We start from the raw sequence: 20,100 nt of genomic DNA on the forward strand, positions 1-20,100 counted from the left end.
TAAATACATTGACAATAGGTGCTGGACAAAGCGGGGCGATTTTGCGCCGAAACGCCATCAACAGCGCTCAATCATTCGCCGGGTCGAACCGCGCCTCGAAAGTCCGGGCGTGCCTCAGTTCGGGGAATATTCTGGCCCACAGCGCAGTAACACCGATCGCCGCGACGCCGCCTACGACCACCGCACTCACCGGGCCAAGCACCGCCGCCATTGCGCCGGCGCGCATTTCGCCCAATTCGTTCGACGCAGAGATGGCGAGCCCCGACGCCGCGCTGACGCGGCCGCGCATATGGTCGGGCGTGTTGAGCTGAATCAGCGTCCCGCGCACGAAGACCGAGAACATGTCCGCGGCGCCCATGACCACGAGCAGCGCGAGCGACAGCAGGAAGTTGGTCGACAAGCCGAAAGCGACCGTCCCGGCGCCGAATGCCGCGACAGCCCACAGCATCTTGACGCCGACGTTGCGCTCGATGGGCCGCCACGCGAGGCCCAATGCGATGATCGCGGCGCCGACCGCGGGGGCCGCGCGCAGAAAACCAAGCCCTTCGGACCCCGTGTGCAATATGTCGCGGGCATAGACGGGCAGCATCGCGGTCGCGCCCGACAGGATCACCGCGAACAGGTCGAGCGTTATGGTGCCCAGCAGAAAGCGCTCGGTCCAGACGAACTGCAGCCCATCGACCATCTCGCGCAGCGGGTGCCGGCGCACTTCGGCAGGCGGCGGTAGCACCGGGCGGACCCTGCTGACCGTGAAGGCCGAAAGGACGAGCAAGGCGGCTGCGAAGATATACACCGATGTGGGATGGACGGCATAGATCAGGCCGCCCGCCGCCGGTCCGACGACCGACGCCGATTGCCAGGCGATGCTGCTCATCGCGATCGCGCGCGGCAGCACTGCCGGCGGCACGATATTCGGCGCGATCGCGCTCATCGCCGGGCCGGAAAAAACGCGGGCGACGCCGTGCAGTGCCGCGAGGGTGAAGAGCAGCGGAAGCGTCAGTCCCTCAGTCCAGGTGAACCAGCCGAGCGTCGCGGCGATCGTCAGGTCGATCATGTTGGAAAAGATCGCGACGCGGCGCCGTTCGAAACGGTCGGCGGCCCAACCTGCGACGGGGGTCAGCAGGGCAAGCGGAATGAACTGGACGAGGCCGAGCAAGCCGAGCTGGAACGACGCCTCCTTGATCGACATGCCATAGCTGGAGCGCGCTGTATCATAGAGCTGATAGCCGATGACGACGACCATCGCGATCGTCGCCATGACCGCGGTGAAGCGCGCGAACCAGTAATAGCGATAATCGGCGAAACTGAGCGGGGAGGGGGGCTTCGACGGGCCGTCGATGGAGGAGGAGGAGGCCATTGCGATTTGCCCTAACCGTCTTTTGGCGCCTGTCCAGCATGCTTTGTCGCCGCCGTTCGTCGATTATCGGGTGCAGCCCGTTGGACGCGGTGGCAGACAGTCGCCATCGATCAAGGGAGACGCATCGAATGACACGTAAATTTGCCCGCTTCGGCGGCGCGGCGATGGCCGGCGCGCTGCTCGTGCTTGCCGCATGCAGCGCCGAAAAGGCGCCGCAGTCCGCCGGCTCTGCCGCCAACTGGATCGAATTTCGCGACCAGTTTCTTGCCGGCTATTTCCCGCTGAATCCCAATTTTGCGGTCTATCAGGGCAAGCATGAGTTCGACGGTCAGCTTCCCGACTGGTCGGCAGACGGATTGCAGAAGCAGATCGCTTTCCTCGAAAAGACGATCGCCGATGCCCAGGCATTCAACGGCAAGATGAGCGATGCCGAGAAATTCGAGCGCGATTATCTCGTCCATGTCGCGCAGGGGCAGCTCTTCTTTCTGAAGGACGCCGATTTCCCGCATAAAAACCCGGCCTTCTACGTCGGGCAGCTCGACCCCAACGTCTATATCTCGCGCCCCTATGCTGATCCGGCGACGCGCATGAAGGCGTTCATTTCCTACGCCGAAAAGGTTCCGGCCGCCGCTGCCCAAATCAAGGCCAATCTGAAACTGCCGATGCCCGCAACCTTCGTCAAATATGGCAGCGCCGGTTTCGGTGGCTTTGCCGACTATTACACCGGGGATGCCAAGGCCGCCTTTGCCGATGTCAAGGACCCGGCGCTGCAAAAGCAGTTCGACGAAGTTGCGGCCAAGGCGGCCGCGGCGATGAAGGATCTTGCCGCCTATGTGGCGTCGCAGCCGGGCAGCGCCGACGGCTGGGCGCTCGGCGCCGACAAATTTTCGAAGATGCTGCTCACGAACGAAGCGGTGGACACGCCGCTCGACGAACTCGAGCGGATCGGCCAGGCCGACCTCAAGCGCAATCAGGATGCGTTGAAGGCCGCGTGCGCGACCTATGCCGCGGGCATGACGATCGCCGATTGCATGAAGAAGATGGGGTCGGACAAGCCCGCCGATGGTCCGGTGGCCGAGGCGCGGCGCCAGCTTCCGATGCTGCGCGCCTTCCTCGTCGAAAAGGATCTGGTATCGATCCCGGGCACAGAACAAGCGCAGGTGGAGGAATCGCCGCCCTACAACCGGCAGAACAGCGCCTATATCGACATCCCCGGACCCTATGAGAAGGGCCTGCCGTCGGTCTATTACATCTCGCCGCCCGACCCGAGCTGGGACACGCAGACGCAGCTCGACTTCGTGCCGGGCAAGAAGGATCTGCTCTTCACCTCGGTCCATGAGGTCTGGCCGGGTCACTTCCTCAATTTCCTGCATTCGAACCGGGCGGAAAGCATCTTCGGCAAGCTGTTCGTCGGCTATGCCTTCGCCGAGGGCTGGGCGCATTATACCGAGGAAATGATGTGGGACGCAGGGCTCGGCGATGGCGACCCCGAAACGCACATCGGCCAGCTGTCGAACGCGCTGTTGCGTAACTGCCGCTACCTGTCGGCGATCGGTCTCCACACCAAGGGAATGACGGTCGCCGATTCGGAAAAGCTGTTCAAGGAGCAATGTTATCAGGACGAGGGCAACGCGCGGCAGCAGGCGGCGCGTGGTACTTATGATCCGCTCTATCTCAACTACACCATGGGCAAGCTCATGATCCGCAAGCTGCGCCAGGATTGGACCAAGGGAGACAAGACGAAGTGGAAAGCCTTCCACGACGAATTCCTTTCCTACGGCGGTCCGCCGATCCCGATGGTGCGCGCAGCGATGATGAAGGAAGCGAGCCCGAAGGCGGTTTTCTGATCGCATTCAGCGCATAAGGTGCCGGCCGACCGTTGGTTGGCCGGCACCGACCTGCCCCAATTTGGGGCTGCCGGGACATGGTTAAGCCAAATTGACGGCCCTGCCGGGCGCGGATAATGGCGAATCGATATCGTCCCAGCAGTTGCCCCAATCAGCTGACTGGCTTTTTGAAAGTCGGTCCACATGTCTGCATCGCGGCTCAGCGTCGTCATGCCCATGTATAATGCGGCACGCTTCGTCGAAGCGGCGATCGACAGCATTTTGGCCCAGACGATGGGCGATTTTGTCTTTTACATCGTCGATGACGGTTCGACCGACGCGTCGGGGGACATCGCCGCGCGCAAGGCGGCGACCGATCGGCGGATCAGACTGATTCGCCAGTCCAATCAGGGCATCGTTGCGAGCATGAACCGGATGCTTGGGCTGGTCGAAACGCCCTTCGTCGCGCGTATGGATGCCGACGACATCTCGCTGCCCGACCGTTTCGCGCTGCAGCTGGCGCATTTCGATCGCACGCCGACACTCGGTGCGCTCGGTGGGCAATATGTCGAGATCGACAATGGCGGGCGCCGACGGAGCGGTCATTTCCGGCAACCGGTGGGCTGCGATGACGTGCGCGCCGAACTCGAACTGCGGCCTGCGGTCGCCAATCCGACCGTGATGTTCCGCACCGATGCGCTGCGAAAGGCCGGGCTCTATCGCCCGGCGTTCGGCTATTGCGAGGATTACGACCTCTTCCTGCGTCTCTCCGAGATTGCCGACATCGACAATCTGCCGGACACGCTGCTGCTCTATCGCCGGTCGCCCGAACAGATGAGCGTCGCCAACAACGCGCAGCAGACCGAACAGGCCGCCTATGCCCGGCTCGCGCATCTGGTGCGCAAGACGGGCGCCCCGGATCCCTTCCGCGACATGGCGCGGCTGCCGGCGCTCGTCGATCTCGATGCGCTGCTCAAAAAGCCCGGCATCGGACGTATGGTAGAGACCGATATCATCGCCGCGCGCCGCTATGCTGTTGCCAGCATGGCCGACAGTGAGTTCGTCGACTATTGCAAGCGGCTGGCGAGCGGCGTGCGGCTGGAGGCCGCGACCCGTACGGTGGTGCGCTGCCTCGTCAATCGGCGCGTCGATCGGGCGTTCCGGCTGGCGAGTTCGCTCGTCGCCGGGGTTTTCGTCTGACGCGCGTCAGGTTGACGGCGCGCGCAGCCGCGCCACGAAAAAGCCGTCGAGCCCGCCCACATCGGCCAGCATCCCCGGCAAGGTTCTGACGCAGCCCATCGCATCCGGCGTTACGCCCTGCGGCAGTTCGTCAGGCAGTACGGGGTCGATCTGCCATTTCGAATTGGTGCCCAGAAACGCCTTGATCTGCTCCTCCCCCTCGGCGCGCTCCAGCGAGCAGGTCGCATAGACGAGCGACCCGCCCGGCTTGACCCAACCGGCGGCGCGCGCGAGCAACTCGCCTTGCAGCGCGGCAAGCTCGTCGATCTGCCGGTCTTCGATGCGGTGCAGCACATCGGGATGGCGGCGGAAAATGCCGGTTGCCGAACAGGGGGCGTCGAGCAGCACGGCATCGGCCTGTGCGTCCGGCTCCCAGCGCCGGATGTCAGCCTGAACAATCTCCGCGGTCTGCTGCGTCCGGCGCAGATTGTCGGTCAGTCGTTCGAGCCGGCGCGCGCTGGTGTCGACGGCGGTCACCGTCCAGCCTGCCGCCGCGAGTTGCATCGTCTTTCCGCCCGGCGCGGCGCACAGGTCGAACACCGATCGGCCATTGCCCTGACCAAGCAGGCGGGCCGGGATGCTGGCGGCAAGATCCTGCACCCACCAGCCGCCATCGCGGAAGCCGGGCAGGTCTTCGACCGCGCTGCCCCGCGGCAGGCGATAGTGCCGCGGTGCGAGCGATCGGGCTTCGGCCCATCCCGCGGCGTCGGGCTCGGCTGCAAAGCTCAGGTCGATCGGCGGCGGTGCGCTCCAGCCATGTTCGGCCGCGGCAACCGTCTCGGCGCCCCAGGCATCGTGCCAGCGCGCCGCCGTCGCGGGCGGCAGGCTCGCGCGCTCGGGTAGTTTCCACGCGTCCTGCTGCGCGCGCGACAGAAGCGCGTGAACCAGTCGCCGCGGCCCACCCGCTACGAGCGGCAGCGCGGTGGCAACCACCGCATGCGGCGGACTGCCGAGCGCGAGCAATTGGGCGAGCGCGAGCCGCAGCACGGCACGCGACTTCACGTCCTCGGGCAGCGGCTGGGGCGTTGCGCTATCTATCAGCGCATCGATGTCGACCATCCAGCGCAGCGTTTCCGACGCGATCGCGATCGCAAAGGCCCGGTCGGACGGCGGGAGGCCCTGCGTGGCGGCATGCGCCGCAACGTCGAGCGCCTCGCCGCGGCGCAGCACTGCGTCGAGCAGGCGCAGGGCGGCGCGGCGCGGCGCGGTGCCGGCAGGCTCGCTTTCGCCGCCTCGTGGCCGGCGTCCGCGGCGCTCGGGCATTTTCGGTCGGCTATCATTGGCGTTCTTCATCACAACGTCCTATATCGGATTCATCATGGCGCACGACCCTCAATCCGACCACATCGGCGGCACGCCCCGCGCGACCAAGCGTCCGGGCGATGTCAAACCGCCCGCAAACTGGACCAACGAACCGCTGCCCAAGCCGCAGCCGATTATCGAAGACGCCGCGGAGGCGCAGCCCGGCGGCCGCAACCCGGTACGCTATGGCGACTGGGAATTGAAGGGTCTGGCGATCGACTTCTGATCGGCCGCCGTGCGCAGGTCAGAAGGGGTTCATCCGGCCCATTAGGCGCGTACGGTCCACATATTGATGCTTCAGCACCGCCAATATGTGGATGACGACGAGCACGAGCATGGTGATGCCCAAAAGTTCGTGCCGTTCGTGCAGCGTGTCGGCGAGCGCTTTTGACGGCGCGGCGATCGACGGCACGGTGAACAATCCGAAGAAGTCGATCGGCCGATCGGCGGCGGACATCCAGACCCAGCCCGACAGCGGCAGCAGGATCAGCAGCAGATAGAACAGGAAATGCAGGATCTTGCTGACCGGACGCTGCCATGCGGGCGTTCCGGCGGGAAGCGGCGGAGGCTTGTGCCCGAGGCGCCACAATATGCGCAGCGCGGTCAGCACGAGGATCGTTATCCCCAGCGCCTTGTGGATGTTCATCGCTTCCCGATGCGCTTCGCGCGGAAGACCTTCGGTCAGCATCGCAAGGCCGATATTGACGATGACCGAAAGGCCGATCAGCCAATGCAGCCATATGGCCACCTTCGTATAGCGCGGGTCGGCGGTCGATCCGGCATCGGCGAGGGTGGCCATATCGCGTTCTCCTTAGGCGACGGGGGCGTCCGTCATTGCCGGCACCTTGCCAGCTTTTACCTGTTCGGCAAAGATGTCGCGCATCAGCTGGAGCGAAAGCAGGTGCGCATAGATGAGCGGCAACGTGCCGTTCTGCATCAGCTTGCGCAGCACATCGCCGCGCAGTTCGCGCAGCTTGTTTTCGTCGACCATCTGGAAACCGCGATAGACGAAGGGCTTGTCCGAACCGTCGGGCTGGATGGCGACTTCGCCGTCCATCAGCAGGTCGGCCTTCTTGAGTTCGTCGACCAACATGCCGGTGCGCTGCCCGGCTTCTTCGAAGTTGCGGCAGAAATCGAGCACGGCTTTGGTCTGCTCGCTCGGCTGGCCGTCAACGAACAGGGCGTCGCCCTCGTCGAACTTGCCGACCGCGCCAGAGGTCGGGTCGAAGCAGAGCGACAATTCTTCGCTGCCCGGGTTGAGGCGCGCGAGAAGGAAGGGGTAGCGGCGAATATAGGCCGGAACATAAACCGGATTCTTCAGCTTGCCTTCGTCGTCAACGAAGACGTTGACGCCTTCGTTGAGGCCCATGAGCGCCAGCGGAACCGGATTGTCGCCAGCCGAAAAGATGATCGGAAAGAAGCGGCAAGCCGAGGTGAATTCGTCGGCGGTCAGCGGAATCGCATGCTGGCCGACGAGAAACTTCGCTTCGGCGAGCGGACGGGCGTGGAAATCGACGTGATCGACGCTCGAAAGCGGAACGAGGTCGCCATAGAAAAGCGGCAGGTTGTTGGCGGGCGCTGTGGCCATGATGAAACTCCGGATTGGCGCCCCCAAAGGGATCGAGGGCGAAAGGAATAATCGCGCGCCTTATTGGCAGGCGCGGCGCGGCGCAAGGGGCGTTAGGCCAAGGGCGCCTTCTGGGCGACCAACTTGCCGGGATTGAATAGCCCCCGCGGATCGAGTCCGTCTTTCACCGCACGCAGCGCGGCGAGGCGGGCGGGGCTGTCGAGTTCGGCCAGCATGTCGCGCTTCATCTGCCCTATACCATGTTCGGCCGAGATCGAGCCGCCGAGTTCGAGTACGTGGGTGTAGACGATCCGGCTTGCGTCCTCACCATGCGCCGCGAGCCATGCACGACCGTCGACGCTCGCTGGCGGTTGAACATGATGGTGGACGTTTCCGTCGCCAAGATGGCCGAAGGACAGCACCCGGGTACCCGGAAATGCGGCATCGAGGCGCGCGGGGTTTTCCGCAATGAACTGCGGCATCCGATCGACTGGAACGCTGACGTCATGCTGGAGGGCCGGACCTTCGGCGCGCTCGGCCTCCGAGATCGAATCGCGCAGGCGCCAGAATTGCTCGCTTTCGCTTTCGCTCTTGGCAATCGCGACGTCACGGATCAGCCCGTCCTCGAGTGCCTTTGCCAGCGATGATTCCAGCGCTTCGGTCAACGCATCACCATCATCACCGGCCAGCTCGACGAGCGCATACCAGGGATCGGAGGCAGCGAGCGGCGCGCGGGTCTGCGGAATATGGCGCAGCACGGCCTGCAGGCAGGCGTCGGGGATGAGTTCAAAGCCTTCGAGCGTGCGACCGAGCGCGGCGTCGAGCCGGCGCAGGAGGCGCAGCGCATCGTCGGGCGAAGCAAGGCCGATCCACGCCGTGCAGCGCGCGGCGGCGGCGGGGACGAGGCGCAGCGTTGCGGCGGTGACGACGCCGATCGTGCCCTCGGCGCCGCAAAACAGATGCCGCAGGTCATAGCCGCGATTATCCTTCTTGAGCGGGGCCAGCGCGTCGAGAAGCTCGCCGTCGGGCAGAACCGCCTCAACGCCTTCGACCAGCGCCCGCATCGTTCCGAACCGCAACACCTGCGTTCCGCCGGCATTGGTCGAAACCAGCCCGCCGACCGTCGCTGACCCCTTGCCGCCGAGGGTGAGCGGAAAGCGCAGTCCGTGCGCAAGGGCTGCACCATGCAGATGTTCGAGCACGACCCCCGCTTCGACGATCGCCAATCCGGCGGCGACGTCGATATCACGGATCCGGTTCATGCGCCGCAGGCTGAGCAGAAGCTGGTTGCCCGTCGCGTCGGGCGTTGCGCCACCAACCATGCCGCTGTTTCCGCCTTGCGGGACGATGGCAACCTGCTCCGCCGCGCAGAGCCTGACGACTGCGGCGACCTCGTCACGATTGGCCGGGGAAAGCATGGCGGCCGCTTGGCCTCGATAACGGCCGCGCCAATCGGTGAGCCAGGGTGCCATATCGTCCGGATCGCGGCTGAACCCCTTGGGGCCCAGCAGATCGGCGAGGTGGTTGAGCAGGTCGGCGGAGGGCGGTTGGGTCATGCAGGGCGTCTCGTTGGGGCGCGGGCGCGCAATAGGGGTCGACATCAATTCATTTGCTGTTCAATCATGGTCGTTAAAGGGTTGGCAGATGAATTGCCACCTTGTGGGGCTTTGCAGTGAACGGGAGTATCGGGTGAACGCCATGGCCTGGCACAGTGATGCGGAGCGGGCGCATCCATGGTGACGGCGCTGGCCCTGCTGGTCGCGGCGGCTGCGCCCGCGTCGGACGTGCCCATCGCGGCAACGCTGCCGCCGGTGGAGGCGTCCATGCCCGCCATTGCTCCCCCTGATGTCGGCTTTTTCCAGGTCGTGATCGAGCAGCAGATCATCATCCGTGTTCCGGCACAGCGTAGTCCGATCAATAATTTCGCAGCCCCCGCGCCGCCGCCACCGCCCGTTCATCCGCGCGAAGCGCAGGTGGTCTGGAAGGAAAAGAAGGGGCCGCGCTGCGTCGCGATGAAGAACATCGTGCGGATGGAGGCAGTGCAGCGCGACAGCATCGATCTGATCACCCGCCAGAAGCAGTTGCTGCGTGCCCAGTTGAACCGCGGCTGCCGGGCGCTCGACTTCTATGCCGGATTCTACATGAAGGGAAACAAGGACGGGCAGCTGTGCAAAGGCCGTGACGAAATCCATGCGCGGACCGGCGCAAAGTGCGAGGTAGACGAGTTTCGCTTGCTCGTACCGGTGGCGCGCGACGACGACTGAGCGGGGCGGCGCGCGATTTTTCGGCCAGATCGGTCGGCTTTTCTTGACTTTTCACCGCCACTTCCCCTAGGGGCGCGGCAGCAACGGCTGGCGTGGGAAGCCGTGCTACAACATTTTTCCGGACATGATGACCTTATGAAATTTGCCGACATCGGCCTTTCCGACGAACTTTTGCGCGCTGTGACCGAAGCGGGCTATGACGAACCGACACCGATCCAGGCGGGCGCCATCCCTTCGGTTCTGATGATGCGCGACATTATCGGCATCGCGCAAACGGGCACCGGCAAGACAGCATCCTTTGTGCTGCCGATGATCGACATTCTGGCGCATGGCCGCGCCCGCGCGCTGATGCCGCGCTCGCTGATCCTCGAACCGACGCGCGAACTTGCGGCGCAGGTGGCCGAGAATTTCGAAAAATACGGCAAATATCATAAGCTTTCGATGGCGTTGCTCATCGGCGGCGTCCAGATGGGCGATCAGATCAAGGCGCTCGAAAGGGGCGTCGATGTGCTGATCGCGACGCCGGGCCGCCTGATGGACCTGTTCGAGCGCGGCAAGATATTGCTCACCGGCTGCGACCTCCTCGTCATCGACGAGGCGGACCGGATGCTCGACATGGGCTTCATTCCGGACATCGAGAATATCTGCACCAAGCTGCCGGCGAATCGCCAGACCTTGCTCTTTTCGGCGACGATGCCGCCGCCGATCAAGAAGCTCGCCGACAAATTCCTGTCGAATCCCAAGACGATCGAAGTCGCGCGGCCCGCGAGCACCAACGTCAATATTACCGAGTTCCTGGTCAAGACCAGCGAGCGCGGCAAGCGCGAAACGCTGCGCGGGCTGCTCGAGGAAGAGGATATCAGCACCGCGATCATCTTCTGCAATCGCAAGACGACCGTGCGTGAGCTCGCCAAATCGCTCCAACGCTACCGCTATCGCGCGGGCGAGATCCATGGCGACATGGATCAGTCGAGCCGCATTGCCGAACTCGATCGCTTCAAAAAGGGCGATATCAACATCCTCGTCGCGTCCGACGTCGCGGCCCGGGGTCTCGATGTGAAGGGCGTCAGCCACGTCTTCAACTTCGACGCGCCTTGGCATCCCGACGACTATGTCCACCGCATCGGACGTACCGGGCGGGCAGGGGCGAAGGGCCGGGCCTTCACGCTCGTCAGCCCGTCCGATGCGGAGGCGGTTGACAACATCCAGAAGCTGACCGGCCACAAGATCGATATCTTTGCGGGCGGCGAGCGTCAGGAACCCACCGAAGAGATTGAGGAAAAGCAACCGCCGCAAGCGAAGAAGAGCCGGCGCGGCGGTGCGAAACCGAAATCGAAGGACGATGCGCCCCGCGCGGAATCCAAAAGCAGCGCATCCAGGCGCCCCGAACGCAAGACGCCCGATGCGCCGCGCCAGAAGCCGGTTCGCGACGACGAACCCGACGACGGCTGGAACGGCCCGATGCCGGGCTTCCTTTCGGTCGGTTTCGGTAGCTAAAACCGGGCCCGGATTGGCGGTGCGTTCGCGTCAGACGCGGACGAGCATCTTTCCGATATTCGCGCCGGAAAACAAACCAAGGAACGCGTCGGGCGCCGCTTCGACTCCGTCGCGCACGGTTTCACGCATCGTCACCGCACCGCTCGCGATCAGCCCTGCCATGTCGGCGTAGAATTCTTCCATGCAGTCGAAGAACTGGTCGGTATAGATAAAGCCCTCCATGCGGATACGCGCTGGGATCGTCCGGATCAGGTTGCGCATTTCCTGGGGCTTTCCGTCATTATAGACGTCGATCATGCCGCAGATGGCAAAGCGGGCGAAATCATTGGCGACCGCGAAGGCCGCGTCGAGATGATCGCCGCCGACATTGTCGAAATAGACGTCGATGCCGCTTTTGCCGACGCCGTCCAGCGCTTCGGTAAGCGCGGGGACAAGCGGGCCCGCCTTGTAATCCACAACGGCATCGGCTCCCAGATCCTTGACCCAGGCGCATTTTTCTTCGCCGCCGGCGGAGCCGATGACGGTCATCTCGCGCGCCTTGGCGATCTGGACCACCGCCGAGCCAACGGCGCCTGCGGCGGCGGACACGAAAACCGTGTCGCCGGGCTTTGCCGCTGCAATGCGGAGAAGGCCGATCCACGCGGTGCCCCCGGTCAGCCCCATATTGTGGAGAAAGGTCTGGGGCGGCATGCCAGCGGCGAGCAGATCGGCAGGCAGCTTGGTCGGCGTCATCTCCAGCCCGATGGTTCCGCCGTCGCGCCAGCCGCCCATGTGCAGGATGATGTCGCCCGGCGCAAAGCCGTCCATTGCGCTTTCGACGACTTCGCCGATCGCTCCGCCGGTCATCGGCTGGTCTAGCTGGAAGGAGGCGGCGTAGCTTTTGGCATCGTTCATCCGGCCGCGCATATAGGGGTCGACCGACAGCCAGTGATTGCGCACGCGAAGCTGATCGGTTTCGAGCGGCAGATCGGGAAGCGCGTGCAGCGCAAAATCGTTGATCGTCGGCAATCCTTGCGGACGACGCACCAGATGCCATGCCTTCGCCATCGATTGTTCCCCCAATTATCCGAAGATATTTCCTATGGTCAGAAAAGCCGTTGCCAGTGTCAACCAGTCCCGTTAAGAGCGCCCCGTCGCGGGGCCGTAGCTCAGATGGGAGAGCGCTGCAATCGCACTGCAGAGGTCAGGGGTTCGATTCCCCTCGGCTCCACCAGCGACCTTTCTTTAATTTCTGGATCAGTGGCCGTCGCCATAAGCGTCGATGGCGGCAAACAGTGTCGTCAGTTGCTCGCGTTCATTGGCATCGATGTCGGGACGCCATATCTCGAATAACAGCACCGTGCGATCGCTGGTGCCGCGATTCCATGCTTCATGTTCAAAGCTGTCATCGAAGATCATCAATTCGCCTTCGCGCCATGCGCGCGTTTCGGCGCCGACGCGGATGCCGCAGCCATCGGGCACTACGAGTGGCAGATGGCAAATAAGCCGAGTATTAAGCAGCCCGTGATGTGGCGCAATGTGGGTTCCGGGTTTGAGACGGGAAAACAACGCTATGGGTGCACGTCCCGGGATCACTGGCTGCGGGGCGAGCGCCAGCGTTGCGAGCGTTTGCGGGCACAAGCGATCCATGCCGCTTGCAATCTCGCCACTTTGCCACAGCCAAGCCGCTCCCCAGTCCGGCTTGTCCAGCAATGGATTGTTGGGCGGAGGTCGATCGGGGTTGGCCGCGACATAGGGCGAAAAATGTTCGCCCGGATCGTTCAACAAGGCTTGCAGCTCGTCGCGGATGGCGGCGGTGGACGCCTCCACTTCGGGAACCCAATCAAATTCCGACCGATCAAAAAATGCCCGCTGCGCAAGGCCGGGGAAGTAGAACATGTTGGGCTGCTGTTGATACAGCGGTTGTTCGCCCGATAATAGCCGCAGAGCCTCGGCTACACGCGGGGTCGCGGTGCGTTGGTCGAGTCCGGCTGCGTGAAGGCGGTTGAACAGGTGGTCGGCCAGAACATTGTCGACATCGGACAAATATTGCTCCGCTCTTTGCAACGAAGGGTGCAGCGCAGGATGCACGTCCCGAGCCTGGGCCGCGGTTGCCAGCGCCAAGCGGTAGAAGCTGCTGGCGGCACGCTCGTCATTGAGCCGACGCTTGAGTTCCGCCATCGCGATCAGCGCCGCGATGTTGGTCCGATCCGCTCGAATGAGCGCGTCGAGCGCCGCTGCTTCGGCGGCTGAATCGCCCCTGCCATGGGCTTCGCGTGCTTTGCGCAGCCATTCATCCTTGGTTGTCATGCCGCCCTCACAAAGCCGTCGAGCACCCGCTTTGCGCCCGCCTGCTCGAATTCGACCTCCAGCTTGTTGCCGTCGATGTCGATGATTTCGCCATAGCCGAATTTTTCGTGGAACACGCGCATACCGATGGCGAGGTCGGCGCGCGGCTTGGCCCCCACCGATGCGGCGGGTGCTCGCTCGGACGGCGCGGGCGCGCGGGTGACGGTCGATGATTGCGCGACGGCGCGCTGCCACGCCGGGCCGCGCGTCATGGTGCGGGCCGGCTGGCGCTCGGCAACATGCGCAAAAGGATCGCCCTGTGCCGACCAGTTGGCCCGCCAAAGGCTCTGGCCGCCGCCGAAGCTGTTCTCGCTTGCCACATGCTCGGGCGGGATTTCGCCGATAAAGCGGCTGGGGATGCTGCTCATCCACTGGCCGTAGATGCGCCGGTTCGCGGCATGATAGATGCTGGCGCGCTGACGGGCGCGGGTGATCGCGACATAGGCCAGCCGGCGCTCTTCCTCCAGACTCGCCGTCCCGCCTTCATCCATCGCGCGTTGCGACGGAAAGACGCCGTCCTCCCATCCGGCGAGGAAGACATGATCGAATTCGAGGCCCTTGGCGGCATGGATCGTCATGATCGTCACCGTTTCGGTCTGGTCGTCATTGTCGCGGTCCATCACCAGGCTGACATGCTCGAGAAAGGCTTCGAGCGAGTCATATTCTTCCATCGCGCGAACGAGTTCGGAGAGGTTTTCAAGCCGTCCCGCCGCCTCGGCGCTGCGATCGGCCTGCAGCATTGCGGTATAGCCCGATTCGTCGAGGATGAGCTGCGTCAGCTCGGGGTGCGATAGCTCGCCCACCTTCGATTGCCAGCCGCGCATCATCGCAACGAAATTGGCGAGCTGGCGCCGCGCCTGCGGAGTCAGCTCGTCGGTTTCGGTGATCCGCGATGCCGCATGAAACAGTGGGGTCCGGTCGATCCGCGCGAACTGGTGGATGCGCGCCACTGCCTTGTCGCCCAATCCGCGCTTCGGGACATTGACAATCCGCTCGAACGCCAGATCGTCGGCTGGCGACTGGACGAGGCGCAAATAGGCGAGCGCATCGCGAATTTCGGCGCGCTCATAGAAGCGGAAGCCGCCCACGATGCGATAGGGCATGCCGATCGCGATAAAGCGATCCTCGAATTCGCGGGTCTGGAACTGCGCGCGGACGAGGATGGCGGCGCGGTCGAGCGAGACACGCCGGCGTTGCAAGTCTTCCAGTTCCTCGCCGACCCGGCGCGCTTCTTCGGGGCCGTCCCACACGCCGACGACGCGCACCTTGTCGCCCGCATCGAGTTCGGTCCACAGCGTCTTGCCGAGGCGGTCGCTGTTCTGCGCAATCAGCGCCGACGCGGCCGCCAATATCTGCGGGGTCGATCGGTAATTCTGCTCGAGCCGGATTACCGTCGCGCCGGGAAAGTCCTTTTCGAAGCGCAGGATGTTCGCGACCTCGGCGCCGCGCCACGAATAGATCGACTGGTCGTCGTCGCCGACGCAGCAGATATTCTTGCGCGCCTGCGCCAGCAGCCGCAGCCAGAGATACTGGCTGGCGTTGGTATCCTGATATTCATCGACGAGGATATATTTGAAGCGCTGCTGATAATGTTCGAGCACATCGCGGTGATTTTTCAGGATCACCAGCATGTGCAGCAGCAGGTCGCCGAAATCGCAGGCGTTGAGCGTCTTCAGCCGCGCCTGATACAGCGCATAGAAATGGCCGCCCTTGCCGTCGGCATAGGCTTCCTTGTCACCCGCATCGAGGTCGGGCGGCGTCAGGCCGCGGTTCTTCCACTTGTCGATCAGCGCCGCGAGCTGGCGCGCCGGCCAGCGCTTTTCATCGAGTCCCTCGGTCTGGATGATCTGCTTGAGCACGCGAAGCTGGTCGTCGGTGTCGAGGATGGTGAAATTGCTTTGCAGGCCGACGAGTTCGGCGTGACGGCGCAGCATTTTCGCGCAGATGCTGTGAAAAGTGCCCAGCCAGGGCATGCCCTCGACCGCGTCGCCGATCATCCGCCCGATGCGTTCGCGCATCTCGCGCGCTGCCCTGTTGGTGAAGGTGACGGCCAGGATTTCCGACGGCCAGGCGCGCCGCGTCGCGATGATATGCGCCAGCCGTGCCGTCAGTGCGGCGGTCTTGCCCGTGCCGGCCCCGGCGAGCATCAGCACTGGCCCTTCGGTGGTGAGAACGGCCTGCCGCTGCGGGCCGTTCAGGCCCTGCAGATAGGGCGGATTCGACGGCGAGGGCGGCGGCAATTCGGGGAGGGATGAGGGGGTATCCATTATGCGCGAACGATTAGGGAACAGCGCCGCTGCTGTCCAGTGCGCGGCGCAGCGCTGCGTCGGGCCGTGCGCCCTCGTGTTCGAGCCGGTCTATCGTGGCAACCGCCATGGCCCGATATGCGGCGACAAGGTCGGGATCATGCGCGGCAAGCGCCGCAACATGATCGCGGATCGTCTGAACGTCGCCGCGCAGCAACGGTCCCGAAAGGGCACCGAACCCGCGGTCGAGGCTGTTGTCCAGAGCAGCCTGCACCAGCGGCGCGAGCAGCGCGCGCGGCGCGTCGACTCCCGCGCGTTCAAGAGCCTGCGCGGCATCGGCAATCAGCGTCACGAGATGGTTCGACGCGTGGCAGAGCGCCGCGTGATAAAGCGCGCGGCGCTCTTGCGGAATTTCGACCGCAACACCGCCGAGCAGGCCGACGACCCGCTTGGCCTGCACGGCTGCGTCGACGCTTGAGCCGGTGATCGCAAAGCGCGCGCCCGCCATCCGCGCGACTTCACCCGGCGGGTTGCCCGTGAAGGTCATCGCCGGATGGATAGCGGCCGTCAGCCAGCCCGCATCGCGCAGCGGCGCCAGAGGCGCGGCTCCGCTACGGCCGCTGACGTGGAAAACGAAAGGCGTGGACGGCGTCTTGGATGCTTCGGTCGCCAACGTGGCCACGATGCCGGAAAGGGCGTCATCGGCAACGGCGATCGCAATCGCATCGCATGTTTGGACGAGTGCCCCAAGGGTGGGGGTGGTTTCGATGCCATCGACTTGCCGCTCCGCTTCGGCCAGTTGCTCGGGCGAACGTCCCCATAGCAAGGGCGGTTCGTGCGACGCGGGCTTCAGTCCGAGCGCCAAGGCGCGCGCCACGCGGCCCGATCCTACGATTCCGATCCGCCGAAATATGTCGATGTTCATGATGTCTACGATACGGCAGATCATGGTCTGCCGCCACCCGGCGGCGGGATCAGGGCCAATCCAAAGGGAGGAAAATGGTGGGCGTGGCAAGGATTGAACTTGCGACCCCTGCGATGTCAACACAGTGCTCTACCACTGAGCTACACGCCCACACGTTTTGGGGTGACGCGCCCCTTAAAGGCCTCGGCGCAGGCTGGCAAGCCCTTCGCGCGCAAAGTTGAAATTATTGTTGGTTGCTGCGATCGGCGCGGCCGAAAAGCATATCGACCTCGCGCACCAGATCCTTGAGGTGAAAGGGCTTGGACAGCAGCTTGGCTTGCGGGACATTCTCTTCGGCGCGCAGCGATACCGCCGCGAATCCTGTGATGAACATCACCTGCGTTTGCGGCGCCGCCTTTGCGGTGTGCTGCGCCAGCTCGATACCATCCATTTCGGGCATCACGATGTCGGAGAGGAGCAGGTCGAATGTTCCCGAATCGATATAGGGGACCGCTTCGGTCCCGCGGTCGACCGCGGTCACATGATAACCCGCACCGGTCAGCGCCCGCGCCAGATATTCGCGCATCACATCATCATCTTCGGCGAGCAAGATGCGGATCATCGTAAAATTCTGCCCCTGTCTTCCGGCTGCGCCCGATCGTGTAATCGCGCGTACCGCACCCCTCGAATGAAACTGTGTCATAGCGGGAGAGATTTAACAAATTCCCGCGCCGCTGGATTCGTCGGCGCTTTTTTGCCACCCTCTCATATCGATGCCCCACCGCACCCTTCCGCCCGCCGCAATCGCGGTCCAACGTCCCGACGCGCCAGGCTCCGTCGTCGTGTCGATCCCGCATGCCGGGCGCCTCTATCCGCCTGAAATACTTGCAGCGGCGCGCGTGCCGATCGCCGATCTCGAGCGGCTGGAGGATCGCTGGTGCGATGTCATCGCGGCGGGTGCGGTCGAGGCCGGCGCGACAGTGGTGCAGGCGCTGTGGGCGCGCGCTGTCGCCGATTGCAATCGCGGCGAGGGGCAGATGGCGCCCGCCGAGGTCGCAGTGCCGCTTCGCGCACAATTTTCGGCGCCGGGCCGCAAGGAGCGCGCCGGGCTGGGCGTCGTGCCGACGCGGCTCGCCGACTGCGGGACATTGTGGAAACGTCCGATCGACCGGGCCGCGCTGCACTGGCGTCTCGAATCGCTGCATCGGCCCTATCATGCAGCAATTGCCGAAGAACTCGCTGCGGCGCGTGATCGCTTCGGCCACGCCACTCTGATCGACCTGCACAGCATGCCTTCGATTCCGTCCGGACAGCCAGGTCATGGGGCGCGCATCGTGATCGGCGATCGCTTCGGCACATCGGCGGGCGAGTGGCTATCCGACCTGCTTCTCGACAGTGCCGCACGGCTCGGCGTCGCCGTGACGCGCAACCAGCCCTATGCGGGCGGGCATATCGTGCGCACGCACGGGCGACCGCTGGCGGGCATCCATGCGGTTCAGATCGAAATCGACCGGAGTCTTTATCTCCATCCCGACAAGAGCGTCGATGCGGCCCGTTCGGGCGCGCTTGCACGCTGGTTCGCCGGCCTGATCGATGCGGCGGGGCAGATGCGTCCCGATGGCGACATGCTGCCGCTGGCCGCCGAATAAAAAACCACCTCGTACCGGAGTACGAGGTGGCCAGGGTCCAGGGAGGACGCGCCCACGTCCGCTAGGACGAGGCGCTCGCCGCGATGGAAAGGGGGAAAACCATGGCGGCGTAGGATCAATTTAGGATGGGTCGCGACACGTTACAAGACGCGTCTGTGCAAAATCTGCAGCAATGCGAAACTGGTCGGGGAGAGAGGATTCGAACCTCCGGCCCCTGCCTCCCGAAGACAGTGCTCTACCAGGCTGAGCTACTCCCCGACCGATCTCTGGCGCCGGCGGACCGGCGCGAGGGCAGGGCGGTCCTCTAGACGCGCCTTTTCGGAACTTCAAGCGTCAATCGGCAGCTTTGACGATATTCGCCGATTTAGAGCAATTGCGCGCGGCGGAAGCTGAAATGACCATGATCGACGAAGATCAGATGATCGGTCAAATCGACGGCGATTCGGCGGAGAAAATCCATCGCCTCGCCGGTGGCCGCCAGATCGGCTTCGCTCGGGTAGGCGCAGCCCGATGGATGATTATGCGCCATTAGCACGGTCGCGGCGCCCCGGCCGATCAGCCGGTGCCAGCAGGCGGGCGCGATCGTGCAGCGGCCGTCGATACCGCCTTCGCAGCGTTCGATCCGCATCAGGCGTCCGAAGCCGTCGAATCCGGCCAGGATCAGTCGCTCGCGGTCGGCGGGAAACTCGGCGCGCAGCAGATCGCGGGCCACCGCATCCTCCGCGTCGCGATCGACGAAGCCGCTCAGCGTCGTGCCATCGAAAGGGCGGGCAGGAGGGAAAGCGAGCGCCATTGCCGAAATCTGCGCCCCGCGCCCGCGTGCGCCAAGCCGGGACTGGGCCGAAACGGTGCGAGGTCGGCGGGGCGCTTGCGGGCCGCGTCGCTGCCGCCTAGCAAAGAGGCCGCAATGCCGGGAGCGAGTCTTGTCCGAATCCATCCATTATGAACTTCAATATCTCGACTTGATGCGTCGGATATGGACCGAAGGCGACGAACGCGTCGACCGCACCGGGGTCGGGACGCGCTCGCTGTTCGGCGAAACGATGCGCTTTTCGCTGCGCGACGATGCCATTCCCTTGCTCACAACCAAGCGCGTGTACTGGAAAACGGCGCTGCGCGAGCTGTTGTGGTTCCTGACCGGCGACACCAATATCCGACCGCTCGTTGCGCAGGGCGTCCGCATCTGGACCGACTGGCCGCTCGAGAAATATCGCCGCGCGACGGGCGAGCAGATCGACGCCGAAGCGTTCGAGGCGCGGATCGTCGCCGATCCTGATTTCGCGGCGGCGTGGGGCGATCTGGGGCCGGTCTACGGTCATCAGTGGGTCAATTGGCCGCGCTATGAGCCGGCGGGCGAGGGGCTGTTCCGCCGCGCGGAACAGGGGCACAACCAGATCGCCGCGCTGATCGACTCGCTCCGCAACAACCCCGGATCGCGCCGGCATATCTTCACAGGCTGGAATGTCGCCGATCTCGACCGCATGGCGCTGCCGCCCTGTCACATGACCTATCAGTTTCATGTGCGGAGCGACGGCGGACTGTCGTGCCTTCTGTTCCAGCGGTCGTGCGACCTGGGCCTGGGTTTTGCCTTCAACATATTCGAAGCCGCGCTGCTGACGCGGATGGTTGCGGCGCAATGCGGCCTTCATGCCCATGAACTGGTGTGGACCGGCGGCGACGTCCATCTTTACCTCAATCACGCAGAGCTCGTGGAGCAGCAGCTTCGGCGCGTTCCATCGGGCGCACCGCGATTGCGCATCCTTCGGCAGGCTTCGAGCATTTTCGATTATGCGTTCGACGATTTCGCGGTCGAGAATTACGCCCCGCAGGCGCACATTTCCGCGCCCGTCGCGGTCTGAGAGGCCGACATTGCATTGCTATGCAGGAAGTAATAATATGTCGTCCAATTGAAATATAACGG

At 64.1% G+C, this 20,100-nt stretch carries 18 protein-coding genes and 3 tRNA genes; 8 read left to right on the plus strand and 13 right to left on the minus strand.

Going from position 1 to position 20,100, the window contains the following annotated elements; all coding sequences use genetic code 11:
- Positions 1-67: 67 nt before the first annotated feature.
- Positions 68-1,357 (minus strand): MFS transporter, encoded by a 1,290-nt coding sequence (locus tag EBMC1_RS16415; RefSeq protein ID WP_003051428.1) that lies wholly within the window; start codon positions 1,355-1,357, stop codon positions 68-70.
- A gap of 128 nt (positions 1,358-1,485) precedes the next feature.
- Between EBMC1_RS16415 and EBMC1_RS16420 the strand changes: the two genes are divergently transcribed.
- Positions 1,486-3,204, plus strand: a complete 1,719-nt coding sequence (locus EBMC1_RS16420; RefSeq protein WP_003051438.1) for a DUF885 domain-containing protein — start codon at positions 1,486-1,488, stop codon at positions 3,202-3,204.
- Between the two features lie 183 nt (positions 3,205-3,387).
- Positions 3,388-4,383, plus strand: a complete 996-nt coding sequence (locus EBMC1_RS16425) for a glycosyltransferase family 2 protein (protein WP_003051441.1) — start codon at positions 3,388-3,390, stop codon at positions 4,381-4,383.
- A gap of 6 nt (positions 4,384-4,389) precedes the next feature.
- Here EBMC1_RS16425 and EBMC1_RS16430 read toward each other — a convergent pair whose 3' ends face one another.
- Entirely contained in the window at positions 4,390-5,685 is a 1,296-nt protein-coding gene (locus EBMC1_RS16430; RefSeq protein ID WP_003051444.1) for an RsmB/NOP family class I SAM-dependent RNA methyltransferase, read from the minus strand.
- Between the two features lie 55 nt (positions 5,686-5,740).
- Here EBMC1_RS16430 and EBMC1_RS16435 point away from each other — a divergent pair, with 55 nt between their 5' ends.
- Positions 5,741-5,950, plus strand: coding sequence for a DUF1674 domain-containing protein (locus tag EBMC1_RS16435; RefSeq protein WP_051066455.1), 210 nt, complete (start codon positions 5,741-5,743; stop codon positions 5,948-5,950).
- Between the two features lie 18 nt (positions 5,951-5,968).
- On the opposite strand, the gene EBMC1_RS16440 is transcribed toward EBMC1_RS16435, so the two are convergent.
- From EBMC1_RS16440 to EBMC1_RS16450, 3 genes are all read right to left on the minus strand, one after another.
- The gene (locus EBMC1_RS16440; protein ID WP_003051454.1) at positions 5,969-6,523 is read right to left on the minus strand and encodes a cytochrome b; all 555 of its coding nucleotides are present in this window, start codon (positions 6,521-6,523) and stop codon (positions 5,969-5,971) included.
- Positions 6,524-6,535: 12 nt separating this feature from the next.
- Positions 6,536-7,312, minus strand: coding sequence for a SapC family protein (locus tag EBMC1_RS16445; RefSeq protein ID WP_003051455.1), 777 nt, complete (start codon positions 7,310-7,312; stop codon positions 6,536-6,538).
- A gap of 92 nt (positions 7,313-7,404) precedes the next feature.
- Positions 7,405-8,847 carry an FAD-binding oxidoreductase gene (locus tag EBMC1_RS16450; RefSeq protein WP_003051458.1) on the minus strand — a complete coding sequence of 481 codons (1,443 nt, stop codon included), beginning with the start codon at positions 8,845-8,847 and terminating at the stop codon, positions 7,405-7,407.
- A gap of 177 nt (positions 8,848-9,024) precedes the next feature.
- Between EBMC1_RS16450 and EBMC1_RS16455 the strand changes: the two genes are divergently transcribed.
- Both EBMC1_RS16455 and EBMC1_RS16460 read left to right on the plus strand, forming a co-directional pair.
- Positions 9,025-9,555: a hypothetical protein gene (locus EBMC1_RS16455; protein ID WP_003051461.1), complete on the plus strand. Its 531-nt coding sequence runs from the start codon at positions 9,025-9,027 to the stop codon at positions 9,553-9,555.
- A 135-nt stretch (positions 9,556-9,690) separates the two neighbouring features.
- Positions 9,691-11,052, plus strand: a complete 1,362-nt coding sequence (locus EBMC1_RS16460) for a DEAD/DEAH box helicase (RefSeq protein WP_003051464.1) — start codon at positions 9,691-9,693, stop codon at positions 11,050-11,052.
- A gap of 30 nt (positions 11,053-11,082) precedes the next feature.
- Here EBMC1_RS16460 and EBMC1_RS16465 read toward each other — a convergent pair whose 3' ends face one another.
- The gene (locus tag EBMC1_RS16465) at positions 11,083-12,099 is read right to left on the minus strand and encodes an NADP-dependent oxidoreductase (protein ID WP_003051465.1); all 1,017 of its coding nucleotides are present in this window, start codon (positions 12,097-12,099) and stop codon (positions 11,083-11,085) included.
- A 90-nt stretch (positions 12,100-12,189) separates the two neighbouring features.
- Between EBMC1_RS16465 and EBMC1_RS16470 the strand changes: the two genes are divergently transcribed.
- Positions 12,190-12,265: transfer RNA gene (locus EBMC1_RS16470), tRNA-Ala, on the plus strand.
- A 23-nt stretch (positions 12,266-12,288) separates the two neighbouring features.
- Here the strand turns inward: EBMC1_RS16470 and EBMC1_RS16475 are convergent.
- The 5 genes from EBMC1_RS16475 to cpdR form a co-directional block, all read right to left on the minus strand.
- Positions 12,289-13,341 carry an aspartyl/asparaginyl beta-hydroxylase domain-containing protein gene (locus EBMC1_RS16475; protein ID WP_003051468.1) on the minus strand — a complete coding sequence of 351 codons (1,053 nt, stop codon included), beginning with the start codon at positions 13,339-13,341 and terminating at the stop codon, positions 12,289-12,291.
- Positions 13,338-15,647 carry an ATP-dependent helicase gene (locus EBMC1_RS16480; protein ID WP_040590742.1) on the minus strand — a complete coding sequence of 770 codons (2,310 nt, stop codon included), beginning with the start codon at positions 15,645-15,647 and terminating at the stop codon, positions 13,338-13,340. The genes EBMC1_RS16475 and EBMC1_RS16480 overlap by 4 nt, the downstream gene beginning before the upstream one ends.
- Positions 15,648-15,660: 13 nt before the next feature.
- Positions 15,661-16,575 (minus strand): Rossmann-like and DUF2520 domain-containing protein, encoded by a 915-nt coding sequence (locus tag EBMC1_RS16485; protein WP_003051476.1) that lies wholly within the window; start codon positions 16,573-16,575, stop codon positions 15,661-15,663.
- A 51-nt stretch (positions 16,576-16,626) separates the two neighbouring features.
- Positions 16,627-16,701, minus strand: a tRNA-Val gene (locus EBMC1_RS16490).
- A gap of 73 nt (positions 16,702-16,774) precedes the next feature.
- The gene (gene cpdR, locus EBMC1_RS16495; RefSeq protein ID WP_003051480.1) at positions 16,775-17,152 is read right to left on the minus strand and encodes a cell cycle two-component system response regulator CpdR; all 378 of its coding nucleotides are present in this window, start codon (positions 17,150-17,152) and stop codon (positions 16,775-16,777) included.
- Positions 17,153-17,303: 151 nt separating this feature from the next.
- On the opposite strand from cpdR, the gene EBMC1_RS16500 reads away from it, so the two are divergent.
- Positions 17,304-18,179 (plus strand): N-formylglutamate amidohydrolase, encoded by an 876-nt coding sequence (locus EBMC1_RS16500; RefSeq protein ID WP_040590745.1) that lies wholly within the window; start codon positions 17,304-17,306, stop codon positions 18,177-18,179.
- A 181-nt stretch (positions 18,180-18,360) separates the two neighbouring features.
- Here EBMC1_RS16500 and EBMC1_RS16505 read toward each other — a convergent pair.
- Both EBMC1_RS16505 and EBMC1_RS17985 read right to left on the minus strand, forming a co-directional pair.
- A tRNA-Pro gene (locus tag EBMC1_RS16505) sits at positions 18,361-18,437 on the minus strand.
- Positions 18,438-18,543: 106 nt separating this feature from the next.
- Positions 18,544-18,972, minus strand: a complete 429-nt coding sequence (locus tag EBMC1_RS17985; RefSeq protein ID WP_003051486.1) for a JAB domain-containing protein — start codon at positions 18,970-18,972, stop codon at positions 18,544-18,546.
- Between the two features lie 130 nt (positions 18,973-19,102).
- On the opposite strand from EBMC1_RS17985, the gene thyA reads away from it, so the two are divergent.
- A complete protein-coding gene (gene thyA, locus EBMC1_RS16515) occupies positions 19,103-20,038 on the plus strand; it encodes a thymidylate synthase (RefSeq protein ID WP_003051489.1) in 936 nt (311 codons plus the stop codon).
- Positions 20,039-20,100: the final 62 nt, after the last annotated feature.

It is taken from the genome of Sphingopyxis sp. MC1, assembly GCF_000371385.1.
GTDB lineage: Bacteria > Pseudomonadota > Alphaproteobacteria > Sphingomonadales > Sphingomonadaceae > Sphingopyxis > Sphingopyxis terrae.